Below are 11,665 nucleotides of genomic sequence, written 5' to 3'. Positions count from 1 at the left end.
CCCTCCGCACCCCTCCGCGCCGGGACCGCCGTGCCGTGCCGACGAGCCGAAGCGTAGGCCCACCGGGTGCCTTCCGTTCATCCGCAGATGGCAGACTTGCGGCGGGTGCGGCCGATGCCGTACCCGAGGCGATGACCGCACGCGGAGAGGACCTGCTTGCCCATGAGCGTCTACGACGTCGAGCTGCGCACCCTGGCCGGCGAACCCGCCTCGCTGGGGCGATTCCGGGGCACCGCGGTGCTCGCCGTCAACGTGGCGTCGAAGTGCGGGCTGACGCCCCAGTACGCGGGCCTGGAGAAGCTGCACGCGCAGTACGCGGCCCGTGGGTTCGCGGTCGCCGGGTTCCCGTGCAACCAGTTCGGCGGCCAGGAGCCGGGCACGGCCGAGGAGATCGCGACGTTCTGCTCGGCGACGTACGGCGTGTCCTTCCCGATGTTCGAGAAGATCGAGGTGAACGGCCCGGACCGGCACCCGCTCTACCGGGAGCTGGTGCAGACGCCGGACGCGGACGGCGCGGCGGGCGACATCCAGTGGAACTTCGAGAAGTTCCTCCTCGACCCGGAGGGCAAGCCGGTCGCCCGGTTCCGCCCGCAGACCACGCCGGACGACGCCGCGCTGATCGCCGCCGTCGAGGCCGTTCTGCCGCGCTGACCGGGGCTCCCGCGCCCGGGCGGCGGATCCCAACGAACGTGCAACGATCGCGCGTTCGACGGGCCGGCCGCCGTTCGCGCGCTGCGACAGTGGCGCAATGACCCGTCGCGCCCCGCTCACCGCGCTCGTCCTGTGCCCCCTGCTCGTCCTCACCGCGTGCGGCGAGGACGACGCGGGCGGCGGGCCGTCCCCGGCGGCGGACGGCGCGCCGGACCCCGGCGTGCCCGCGCCCCCGGCCGCGAGCCGGGCTCCGGCGCCCGGCGACGGCTCGCAGGACCCCGACGACATCAACGGCGACGGGCACCGCGACCTCCTCGTACCGGTGTTCCCGGACGGCGACCCGCAGACCGCGGAGGAGCGCGTCGCCGTCGTCTACGGCTCGGCGGACGGCCTGGACCCCGCGACCCGTACCGTCTACGGACGCCGCGACCTCGGCCTGCCCGCCCTGCCCGCCGAGTTCCCCGCGCCGGACCTCCTCCGCGCCGCCGACGTGACCACCGCCGACCTGGACGGCGACGGCTTCCCCGACTTCGTGACGACCTCCGCCGGGACCGCCGGGCGGCGGGAGGACCTGGGGGAAGAGCCGCAGATGCCGTACGTGACCTTCGGCGGCCCGGAACAACCGGCCGCGAGGCCCGAGGCGGTCCCGCTGCGACTGCCGGGCGTGGCCGGCGTGGAGCCGGGCTCGCCGGTGCGCGGGGACTTCGACGCCGACGGCCACCACGACCTGGCGATGCCGGAACGGTCCGCCCCGGGCGCGAAACTGGTGGTGCTGTACGGCCCGTTCAGCCGGGCGGGCGAGCCCGCGCGCACCGATACGAGCCTGCCGGTCGAGGAGGGCACGCTCTCCGCGGACGGGATCGACCCCACCGGCGAACCGCGCGCGACCGCGCTGCTGCGGCAGGGGATCAGCGACGGCGGGCAGGACCCGAACACGCTCTACCCGGCACGCCCCGGCACCGGACTGACCGGCGAGACCCGCGAGTTGACCGCCGGCAGCGGCCACGCCTTCGGCGACTTCGACGGCGACGGGCAGCGCGACGTCGCCGTGGGCGACGACGGCGGCCGCAACAACGAGCCCGGCTACGAGACGGAGGCGCCCGAGGTCGACGGCAAGGCCACGCTCTACCCCGGCAGCGGCGACGGGCCCGTCGTCCTCGACCTGCCCGAGCCGCCGGCCGGCGAGGACTCGTCCTACGGCCCCGGCGGCTTCGCCGCCGCCGACCCGGACGGCGACGGCCGCGACGGGCTGCTCGTCGCGACGTACGACGGCGCCGTGCTCCTCGACGGCGACGAGCGCACGCCCGTGCTGCGCGAGGGCCCGGCGCGGACGGCGGACGGCAAGCGGACGAAGGCGAAGGACCGCAACGCCCGGCCGGTGGGCGCCGCGGACTTCGACGCGGACGGCAAGGACGAACTGATCCTCGACTGGGCGCCTGACCCCCTCTTCGCGCTGTACGGGGAGAAGCCCGCGTACTGGTGGATCACCGAGGGGGCGACGGACCGCGACGCGGTGACGTTCGCCACGACGGAGTTCACGCCCCGCCGCTCCTGAGGCCGGCGGGGGCGCCGGCCGGCCGGGCACGGCGGGGCGGCAGGCAGAGGTACGCGGACAGCACCCCGGCGGCGGCGACCAGGCCCCACAGCGCCCAGGGCCCGACGGCGTAGGCGGCGCCGCCGAGGAGCGGCCCGGCACCGGTGCCCACGGTGTACGCGGCGCCGTGCAGGCCCTGGTAGCGGCCGGTCATGTGCGGCGGGGTCAGGCCGCCGAGGTACGCGTACGCGACGGAGCTGGTGATCATCTCCCCGCACGTCCACACCACGACCGTCACCGCCAGCAGCGTCATGTCCGTCATCAGCCCGGTGAGCGCGAGACCGGCGCCGACGAGGAGGTTCCCGGCGGCGAGGACGTACTCCGGCCGGTAGCGGGCGACCGCGCCGGTCGCGGGCAGCTCCAGGGCCAGCACCAGCAGGCCGTTGAGCCCCATGAGGAGGCCGAAGTCGCGGGCGTCGAACCCCGCGTCGGTGACGTGCAGGGGCAGGCCGACGGTGGACTGGATGTAGACGAACTCGGCGACCGCGGTCATCAGCAGGAAGCGCAGCAGGGTGCGGTCGGCGAGCGCCCGGCGGTATCCGGCGGCCCGTTCGGCCGGCTGGTCCTTCGCCTCCCGCGGGCGGGGCGCGTCGCGCAGCAGCGCCGCCACGACCACGCCGAAGAGCAGGCAGGCGGCGGCGTTGCCGAGGAAGAGCTGCGTGTACGAGGCGCCGGCCAGCACACCGCCGACGACGCCGCCGAGCGCGGCGCCGGTGTTCATCGCGGCCCGGAACACGCCGAAGGCGGCGAGGCGTTGCCGGTTCGTCGTCACGGAGTCGAGCAGCGCCGCGGCGGCGGCCGGGCGGTAGACGTGCGACGTGACGCCGATGAGCCCGACGACGGCGACGATGGCGGACAGCGGCCCGAGGTACGGCACTGCGGCCGTCAGTCCCGCGGTGGTGACGCCGGACAGCGCGATGGTCCAGCGGCGGCCGAGGGTGTCGGCGAGGTAGCCGCCGAGGGTGTTGCCGAGCACGTTGCCGAGGCCGGAGACGCCGAGCACGAGGCCCGCGGCACCGGCGGAGTGACCGCGCTCGGTGAGGTAGAGCACGATGAACACGGGCAGGAAGTTGCCGACCCGGTTGACCAGGATGCCGAGGCTCACGATCCACACCCGGCCGGGCAGGCCGCGCACGGTGTCGCGGAACCGCTGCTCGGCGACGTCCGGCGGACCCGGCGGGGCGGCGGTCACGGGGCCGGCTCGGTGCGTATCCGGACCGCGGCGGCGAGGCGGCGGGCGTGGGCGACGGCCTCGGCGGCGGTGGCGCCGCGGGTGAGGACGTGGCCGGCCTTGTCCTCGTTCCAGGTCAGCGGGGACACCACGGCGCCGGGCCGCACGCCGAGCCGGAGCTCGACGCAGGCGGGGTCGGCGCGCACCTCGTCGGCGCCGGTCACCGCCACCACGCGGCCGGGTTCCGGGGTGAGGAACCGTACGGCCGCACCGCCCCGCGGCTCGGGCGCCGCGGCCAGGGGCGGCAGGACGCCGAGCCCGGCGGCCAGGGCGTGGCTCTCCATGTCGACGCCGTACGCGATCTCGGTCAGCTCGTTGATGCGGTCGCCGCCGACGCGGTTGTGGGACTCGACGATCCGCGGGCCGCGGGGAGTCAGCTTGACCTCGGTGTGCCCGGGGCCGTCGCGCAGCCCGACGGCGTCGAGGAAGTCCGTGACCAGCCGCGTGACGTCGCGCAGCGTGCCGGGCGCGACCGCGCTGGGCTGCGCGTGGCCGATCTCCACGAAGCCGGCGCCGCCGGTCTCCTTGTCGGTCACCGCGACCACCACGTGCCGGCCGCCGTGGCTCAGGGTCTCCACGCTGATCTCCGGCCCTTCGAGGTACTCCTCCATCAGGAACTCCTCGAAGGAGCCGGCGTCGGAGAGGTCGCGCGCGGTCCACTCGCCGTCGAGCGCCCGGAAGCGGTCGGCGACGGTGGCGGCCGCCGCCCGGTCCCGTACGTGGAACACGCCCAGGCTGCCGGACTCGCGGACCGGCTTGACGATGACCGGCAGCCCGTGGGCCGCGGTGAACTCCCGGACGTCCGCCGCCGACCGGCCGACCGCCGCGGCCACCGGGCTGACGCCGCGCTCGGCCAGCCGCCGGCGCATCCGCCCCTTGTCGAGCAGCAGCTCCACGGTCTCGACGGACTCGCCGCCCAGCCCGAGCGCCTCGTTGATCCGCGCCGCGGGCAGCAGCCCAAGCTCGAAGAGCGACACCGCCGCCCGTACCGGATACGCCGCGTGCAGCGCACGCACGAGCGGCAGGAGCCGGTCGGTGTCGGCGTAGTCGAGCAGCAGGGCCTGGTCGACGTACGGCCAGTGGCCGCTGCCGTACGCGTCGGGGTACTGGACGTGCACGACGTCCAGGCCGAGCGCCCGGGCCTTGCGCACCTGATCGAGCCTGCCGCCGACGACGAGCACGCGGGGGCGTGCGGCGGCGGGCCGGGGGATGTCCATGATCGGTTTCCCTGCTTCCTGGGGTGGGACTCCGACACGCTACGACCTATTCCGGACAATCCACTTCCGGAATAGCCAACGACCGCCTAACCTGCCCGGATGCCGACCGACCTCAGCCCCACCGCCCGGGCCCTGCGCACGATGGAGATCCTCCGGGCCCGCCCCGGCGCGACGGCGGACGAACTCGCCGCGGAGCTGGGCGTCACCGAGCGGGCGGCGCGCCGGTACGTCGGGATCCTCCGGGAGGCGGGCGTCCCGGTGGAGTCGGCCCGCGGCCCGTACGGCGGCTACCGGCTGGGGCGCGGCGCGCGGCTGCCGCCGGTCGTCTTCACCGAGGCCCAGGCCCTGGCGCTGGTCATGGCGGCGCTCGACGACGCGGACGAGCTGGTGGGCAAGGCGCTGGACAAGGTGATCCGGGTGCTGCCGGAGAGCGTCGGCCGGCAGGCGGCGACGCTGCGGGAGCACGCCGCGGCCGCCCCCGACCCGAACTCGGCCCGCCCCGACCCGGCGATCACCGGCGCGCTGGTCGCGGCGTGCGCGGAGCGGACGAGCGTGCGGGTCACGTATCGCAGCGAGTCGGGGCGGGAGTCGGAGGGGCTGGCCGACCCGTGGGCGGTGGTCGTACGCCACGGGCGCTGGTATCTGCTGTGCCGCTCCCACCGCGCGGACGCCATCCGCACGTACCGCGTCGACCGCATCGGCGAGGTCCACCGGACGACCCGCGCGTTCACCCCGCCCGACGGCCTCGACCCGGTCGCGGTGCTGGAGGAGAACCTCGGCACGGGCTGGGAGTACCCGACCCGGGTGGCGTTCGACGCCCCGCCGGCGGAGGTCGCACGCTGGGTGCGGCCGCCGATGGGCCGGCTGGAGGCGGCGGGCGACGGCTGCGTGCTGGTCGGCAGCACGAGCGCGCCGACGATGTACGCGCGGGACTGGCTGGCCCGGATGCCGTTCGCGTTCCGCGTCGAGGGCGGTCCGGAGCTGCGCGCCGCGGTCGCGGCCCTGGGGGCGCGGCTGACGGCGGCGGCGGAGGTGTAGCCGGGGTCGCTGGCCGCCGGCCATGGTGGGCCCGGGAACTACCACGGTGGCAGTTCCCGGGCCCCGACCTGGACGGCACCGTCCAGCATTCTCCGGTTTCGGAATGGCGCGAGGGCTACGCTGGAAAGGCCCAGCCACCAAGAAGCGGATCGGAGGTGTGGAGCACTCGCACTCCCGGCTTCACCGCGACCCGCAGGGAGGCGTCAGTCGTAATACGACACCGTCTTGCCGGCACCGGGGTCGTTCGTCACTATGTACAGCTCGGCCCGGTTGTTGTCGCCGTCGACATACGCGTCGACATCCCAGGTCTCACACCCTCCTGCTGTCTGAGTGCGCGTGCTTCCGACATGCTCATCAGCATTGGCCCCCTCGTCATACTCGAAAAGGGCATACTGAGCGTCGTAGTCGAAGGGCGTGCTGATGCACGCGTGGAACTCTCCCCCATGTGAAAGGGCGGCCGCGTTGGCTCGGTAAACTCCTTCCCCCAGGAACGTGAACCCGGTGGTGAACATGAAGTCCCAGCTAGGGGGAACGTCGGCCGTCACCGAGGTCGGCGATGCCGTCCCAGCCGCTATCAAGCGGCCTTCGGTGGCCGAGCTGAATGTCGAGGGCGAGGCCAGGCGCGGATCGGGCGGGTCGGCTGCTGCCGATGCCGGGAACATGAGGGCCGCGACTGCGGCGACAGGCGCGATGCACGTCGCTTTGCGAAAAGCTTTAGCCACGCAGTTACTCCTCCTGTTGGTGCGGAATCGAGATCAGGCCGCAGGCCCATCAACGATCGGTTCACTCCAGGATGCAGAGGATTCACTTATCAGTCCTTAACGATGAGTGCACAGACCTTGACGATGCGCCTCGCCCGCCACCACCGATCCGCGTCGCGGAGGCCGCCCGCCCGCTGCCGTCCGGTCCGGAGGACGCGTGACAGCTTCTTAAGGCAGCCAACCGGGCGCCGAATGGGGCGGCCTCCGGTGCCCTGACGGAACCGGCCCACGGCACACCGCTACTGGCAAGTGGCCGTCTCCAGGCAGCCAGGCGTCACCCGCACCCCCGCCCCCGCGGCGTCACTTGGCCTCCCCCAGCGCCAGCGCCCGCAGCAGCAGGTACGCCGACTGCACGAACCTGCTGCGGAGCGTGACCCCCGAGTTGGTCAGTGCCACCACGCACACCTCCCGCTCCGGACTCAGGCCCACGAACGCCGTGCAGCCGCGGGTCGCGCCGCTGTGGAAGTACAGCGTCGCCCCCGACAAGGTGCGGACGCTCCACGCCAGGCCCGACTTCTCCTCGTCCTCCGCCGGCAGTTCACGGATCCGTACGACCTCCGCCAGCGGGATCCGCAGCGACCGCGCCACCCCCGAGTCCTCCGGGTCGAGGTGCGCGCGCAGGAAGCGGATCAGGTCGTGGGCGCTGGAGCGCACCGCACCCGCGCCGGGGAGGGCCGGGATGACCCAGGGCGGGCGGCGGCGGCCGTGCCAGTAGCCGACGGCGTACGCGGGGTCCGGGGCAGCCGGGGCCGCGGTGCCGGTGTCGGTGAGGTCGAGCGGGTCGAGGACGCGTTCGCGGAGCATCGACCCGTAGTCCGTGCCCGCCCCGTCGGCCAGCAGCCGGCCGAGCAGGCCGACGCCGAGGTTGGAGTAGCGCATGAGCGTGCCGGGCGGGTGGTGCACGATGGCGCGGCCGAGCGCGGGCAGCAGCATGTCGGGGGTGAACGACCGGTACGGGTTGGCGAACCAGGACGGCAGCCCGTTGAGCAGCAGCCCCGGTGGGAGCCGGGGCAGGCCGGAGGTGTGGGTCGCCAGGTGCTCGTAGGTGATGGCCCGGCCGTGGCCGCGCGGGAGGGCGGCGTACGGGAGCCGTTCCGCGATCCGGCCCGCCAGGCTGACCTCGCCGCGCGCGGCGGTGTCGGCGAGCAGCAGCGCGGTGAACGTCTTGGTCACCGAGCCGACTTCGAAGCGGGTGCGGTCGGTGACCGAGGCGGTGCCCGTACGGTCGATGCCGCCGCGGCAGAGCGCGCGGTACGTGCCGGTCGCGAAGACCGCGACGACGACCGCCGCCCGCGGTTCCGCGGCGGCGGCCACCGCTTTGAGGGGTTGGTCGCGGAGGTTCACGTCGCCGCCGCCCGGCTAGGCGCCCAGGCGCGAGAGCACGAGAGACGCGGCGGCCGTGGCGACGACCGCCGTGTGGTAGTGGTCGTCGAACCGCTCGTCCTCGTCGGCCACCTCGGTGCGCCCGTCGCGCGGGAGCATCCCGTCGTCGTGCTGCGCGGCGGCCAGCCGCCGCCAGGCGGCGGGTTCGAAGGACGGCTCGGGCATGCAGGCGTCGACGATGAGGAGTTCGGCGACGAGGTCCCACTCCTCGATCTCCAGCCACACGTCCGTCCACACCGGCAGCCAGGTCGCCAGATAGTCGCGCATGCGGGGCGGCAGGGCCTCCGGTTGCGCCCCCCAGTCGGTGAGATGGAAGACGGTGTGGGTCATGTGGTACGCCGTCATCCAGTCCATGGTCCACGGCTCGGGCATCGTCCCGAGCCAGGTCGCCGCGGTGCGCGCGGGCCAGTCGGTGCGGTCGGCGACGCCGATGATCCGGGTCGCGTTGGCCACCGCCATGCGGCGGTTGGGGACGTGCTCGTACTCGCGGTACGAGGTGAGGGACGTCAGGTGGGCGAGCAGCGCCTGCAGCGGCTCGTGCCGGTAGCCGGCGCGGTGGAAGTGGACGTACGTCTCCAGCGGGTCGGTCATGGCGGGGAACCGCAACTGCCGCTCGTAGAGCAGGTCGCCGCCGCGGAGCTGGTCCCAGGCGAAGTCGAGCAGGTCGCCCGCCGTGTCGCGCTCGGCGGTGGGGAGCGAGGCGTCGCGCACCACCAGGGACCCGGCGAGGGCCAGCTCGGCGAGCGGCTTGTAGACGCTGTCGGGCTCGGCCAGTTCGGCCGTCGCGCCGTCGGCGAACACGCCCTGCGCGCGGTGGCGGTGCAGCCAGCCGAGCGCCCCGGTGCCCAGACGCAGCGCCGCGGTACGCACCGGATCCGCCGGACCGGGGGCGGTCATCGCGGACCCCCTCCGGTCGCGGCCAGGAGTCTTCCGGCGATGGCGAGGTCGAGCGCCGTACGGGCGCTGGGGGCGCCCCACAGGCGCAGGTGCTCCAGCACCGTCGGGACGTCGAGGGCGGGCGACGCGCCCCGGCTCTGGGCCAGGGCGAGCCAGCGGACGAGCCGGGCGGCGGTGGGGTAGTCGCGGCGCATCAGGGAGCGGGCGGCGCCCTGGCTGAGCGCGCGGACGTGCAGACAGGCCCGCTGCTGGTAGGGCCCGTCCACCTCCGGAAGCGCCAGCGGGGCGAGCCGCGCCATGCGCTGCGACCGCTCCTTCCACGTCAGTTCGGTGTCCTCCGCGTCCTCGACGATCCCGGCGATCTCGACCACCTCGGCGATCGCGGCGCGCTCGGAGTCCTCCCCCGGGTACGGCACGGCCGTCCGGGTCCCGGCCGCCCCGCGGGCGAGCAGCGCGGCGGTGGTGCGGTCGCGCCAGCGTGCCTCGGTGCTGTCCCCGGGGCGGGGCGGGAAGACCCGCAGGGCCGATCCCAGGGTCTCCCGGTCGGGCTGCGGCAGCGGCTGGCGGCAGAAGAGCGCCGGCGCGAACAGGTCGGGCCCCAGGACCCGTACGGCCGCCAGCGCGGTGGTGTCTGCCGGCCGGTCCGCGTCGGACACGGCCGGCAGCGGAACCTGGGTGCCCCGAAGGGCACCCAGGACGCGCCCGGCCAATTGCTCCACCGCTTGGGCGTAGTCGGCCCCCAGTGCGGCATTCGACATCGGGCGCTCACCTTCTGCTGTCGGTCACGGACGTGATGGTGCGGATTCTGGTCCGCGGACCGTCAGGAGGGGCGCGGCTCCTTCGGGAGCTTCGGGGACGCGAGCGCCAGCAGCAGCAGGACGGCGCCGCCCTGCGGGGAGTACACGGGCGCGTCGCTGAACGGGGCCTCCGGCTCGTCGACCAGTGCCGTGAACGCGGCCCTCTCGGCCACGCCGGCCCGGACGGGGGAGAGAGCCGGGGTCGTCTGTACGGACATCTTGCCTCCAAGAGTCGTCCCCTCGCGGATCGCGACGGGAGGGAGTGACTTCGCCGCGCCAGTGACGAGCGCGACGGGTGCGGCCGGTGGTCACCCATCCGGCTCACTGCACCAACGTCGGTGTCCCCTCCCCGCCCGCCACTTAGATCCCACAGGGATGGAGACCACACGATGGGTGCACCCGGAAGCACTGAGGTTTAGCAGGCCGTACGGGCCGCCTCCCGGGGCCCGATCACACCCTGCCTATCAGGACGTAACGCTCGTCCGAGACCGGCCCGCCCCACAACCGCTCGTCGCCGCCGAGGTCTTCGACCCGTACGTCGGCCACCAGCGGCCGCACCGCTCCGGCCAGCACCTCCGCCCCGACGCCGCCGCTCCAGGGCAGCACGCCCGTGCCCGCCCCGTACGGCTCGGCGGTCGGCTCCGCACCGCCCCAGCGCCCCTCGACGAGCACGAGCACCCCGCCGGGGCGGAGCCGCGCCACCCACTCCCGCAGCGCCGCCTCTGGCTCCGGCAGGGTCCACACCAGATGCCGGGAGAGCACCGCGTCGAACTTCTCCTCTCCCGTCGGCGGAGCCGAGGCGTCCGCCACGAGCAGCCGGGCCCGCAGCCCCGCCGCCGCCACCTTGGCCCGCGCCTGCCCGACCATCCGCGGCGCCAGGTCCACACCGGTGACCCGGTGCCCGGCGGCGGCCAGCAGACAGGTCAGCGAGCCGGTCCCGCAGCCGGCGTCGAGCACGTCGGCCGCGGGCCGCGCGATCCACGCGTCCAGCCGGGCCGCCCAGGCTGCCCGGGTGGCCCCGTCCCGCAGCCCGTGGTCCGGCTCGTCGTCGAATCTGTCTGCCTGACCGTCCCAGTAGGCGCCGATGGCGGCGGAGTTCGTCATACCCGGATCGTCGCACCCGCCACTGACATCACCGCGGGGCTGCGCACACCGGCGCACGACAGGCTCACCCGACGGCGCACCCGAACCCCGGATCGGCCCCGCCCCCGCCTCCCGGCCGCCGGCGGGGCGGAACGGTCCCCCGGACGTCCGGGCGGAGCCGCTCCGACGTGGTGGCCGGGGACGCCCCCCGCCGGCGCCTCCGGCTCCAGCCGCGGCGGTCCGCCGCTGACGCGGGTTTCCGCAGGCCGGAGCCACTGCACGGCCGCCACGAACATCTCACCGGCATGTCGATATGCGCCGCCAGGAAGAACATCCCCTCATGGGCCGTTATAGCCAGATAACCGAGAAGACTGCGGGGCCACCTAACCAGAAAGCTCAGACCATGGACATGAGACTCGAGGTCGTCGTCATACCCGTCGCCGACGTCGACCGGGCCAAGGACTTCTACCTGGCGCTCGGGTGGCGCCTCGACGCCGACGTCACCGCGGACGGGCGCCCGCGGGTCGTACAGGTGACCCCGCCGGGATCGTCCGCTTCCGTCGTCTTCGGCACCTCCGTGACGTCCCGGGCGCCGGGCTCGGCGCAGGGCCTCCACCTGGTCGTCGACGACGTCGACGCCGCGTACGACGAGCTCACGCGGCTCGGGGCCGCGCCGGGCGTGGAGCGCCGCGGCTACGGCTCGTTCCTCTCTTTCAGCGACCCGGACGGCAACGGCTGGGTCGTACAGGAGATCACCACGAGGCTCCGCGGACGGGAGGACTCCCCCGCCCACGACGCGGAAGAGGAGCAGGGATCCGAGCGCTACCGGCACCTCCCGCCGCGTATCGCGCTGGACGACACGATCGCCACCCAGCCGGCCACGCCGAGGCACGACCCCGACAGCGGGCGCGACCGTGACCGCGACTTCATGCTCCACTACGCCGCAGGCGACTGACCCCGGCCCGCCGAGCCGCCGGAGGCGAACAGGTGGACCGGGAGGTCCGGGAAACCGC

Annotated in this window: 12 protein-coding genes; 4 read left to right on the top strand and 8 right to left on the bottom strand. The window is 74.5% G+C overall.

Annotation, left to right across the window (positions count from 1 at the left end; translation table 11 throughout):
* Positions 1 to 162: 162 nt before the first annotated feature.
* Entirely contained in the window at positions 163 to 651 is a 489-nt protein-coding gene (locus tag ACFYVJ_RS06520) for a glutathione peroxidase (RefSeq protein ID WP_388887140.1), read from the top strand.
* A gap of 97 nt (positions 652 to 748) precedes the next feature.
* Positions 749 to 2,206 (top strand): hypothetical protein, encoded by a 1,458-nt coding sequence (locus tag ACFYVJ_RS06515; RefSeq protein WP_388887138.1) that lies wholly within the window; start codon positions 749 to 751, stop codon positions 2,204 to 2,206.
* On the opposite strand, the gene ACFYVJ_RS06510 is transcribed toward ACFYVJ_RS06515, so the two are convergent.
* Together ACFYVJ_RS06510 and ACFYVJ_RS06505 are read right to left on the bottom strand one after the other, a co-directional pair.
* On the bottom strand, positions 2,187 to 3,437 hold the full coding sequence (locus ACFYVJ_RS06510; protein ID WP_388887136.1) for an MFS transporter: 1,251 nt from the start codon (positions 3,435 to 3,437) through the stop codon (positions 2,187 to 2,189). The two genes, ACFYVJ_RS06515 and ACFYVJ_RS06510, sit on opposite strands and share 20 nt — an antisense overlap.
* Positions 3,434 to 4,693 (bottom strand): ATP-grasp domain-containing protein, encoded by a 1,260-nt coding sequence (locus tag ACFYVJ_RS06505; protein ID WP_388887135.1) that lies wholly within the window; start codon positions 4,691 to 4,693, stop codon positions 3,434 to 3,436. The genes ACFYVJ_RS06510 and ACFYVJ_RS06505 overlap by 4 nt, the downstream gene beginning before the upstream one ends.
* Before the next feature lie 99 nt (positions 4,694 to 4,792).
* Between ACFYVJ_RS06505 and ACFYVJ_RS06500 the strand changes: the two genes are divergently transcribed.
* Positions 4,793 to 5,731 carry a helix-turn-helix transcriptional regulator gene (locus ACFYVJ_RS06500; protein WP_388887133.1) on the top strand — a complete coding sequence of 313 codons (939 nt, stop codon included), beginning with the start codon at positions 4,793 to 4,795 and terminating at the stop codon, positions 5,729 to 5,731.
* Between the two features lie 203 nt (positions 5,732 to 5,934).
* On the opposite strand, the gene ACFYVJ_RS06495 is transcribed toward ACFYVJ_RS06500, so the two are convergent.
* From ACFYVJ_RS06495 to ACFYVJ_RS06470, 6 genes are all read right to left on the bottom strand, one after another.
* Positions 5,935 to 6,453 (bottom strand): hypothetical protein, encoded by a 519-nt coding sequence (locus tag ACFYVJ_RS06495; protein ID WP_388887132.1) that lies wholly within the window; start codon positions 6,451 to 6,453, stop codon positions 5,935 to 5,937.
* Positions 6,454 to 6,792: 339 nt separating this feature from the next.
* On the bottom strand, positions 6,793 to 7,836 hold the full coding sequence (locus ACFYVJ_RS06490; RefSeq protein WP_388887131.1) for a serine hydrolase domain-containing protein: 1,044 nt from the start codon (positions 7,834 to 7,836) through the stop codon (positions 6,793 to 6,795).
* Positions 7,837 to 7,851: 15 nt separating this feature from the next.
* Positions 7,852 to 8,772: a DUF6895 family protein gene (locus tag ACFYVJ_RS06485; protein ID WP_388887129.1), complete on the bottom strand. Its 921-nt coding sequence runs from the start codon at positions 8,770 to 8,772 to the stop codon at positions 7,852 to 7,854.
* Complete coding sequence (locus ACFYVJ_RS06480) at positions 8,769 to 9,530, bottom strand: hypothetical protein (protein ID WP_388887127.1); 762 nt, start codon at positions 9,528 to 9,530, stop codon at positions 8,769 to 8,771. Before ACFYVJ_RS06480 ends, ACFYVJ_RS06485 begins: the two co-directional genes overlap by 4 nt.
* A 62-nt stretch (positions 9,531 to 9,592) precedes the next feature.
* Positions 9,593 to 9,787, bottom strand: coding sequence for a hypothetical protein (locus ACFYVJ_RS06475; RefSeq protein WP_388887126.1), 195 nt, complete (start codon positions 9,785 to 9,787; stop codon positions 9,593 to 9,595).
* A 232-nt stretch (positions 9,788 to 10,019) separates the two neighbouring features.
* Entirely contained in the window at positions 10,020 to 10,673 is a 654-nt protein-coding gene (locus ACFYVJ_RS06470; protein ID WP_388887124.1) for a class I SAM-dependent methyltransferase, read from the bottom strand.
* Positions 10,674 to 11,055: 382 nt separating this feature from the next.
* Here ACFYVJ_RS06470 and ACFYVJ_RS06465 point away from each other — a divergent pair, with 382 nt between their 5' ends.
* The gene (locus ACFYVJ_RS06465) at positions 11,056 to 11,607 is read left to right on the top strand and encodes a VOC family protein (protein WP_388887122.1); all 552 of its coding nucleotides are present in this window, start codon (positions 11,056 to 11,058) and stop codon (positions 11,605 to 11,607) included.
* Positions 11,608 to 11,665 lie beyond the last annotated feature (58 nt).

Origin of the sequence: Streptomyces sp. NPDC004134 (genome assembly GCF_042874195.1) — a bacterium.
Taxonomy (GTDB): domain Bacteria; phylum Actinomycetota; class Actinomycetes; order Streptomycetales; family Streptomycetaceae; genus Streptomyces.
This window is presented reverse-complemented; position numbering and strand designations above follow the sequence as displayed.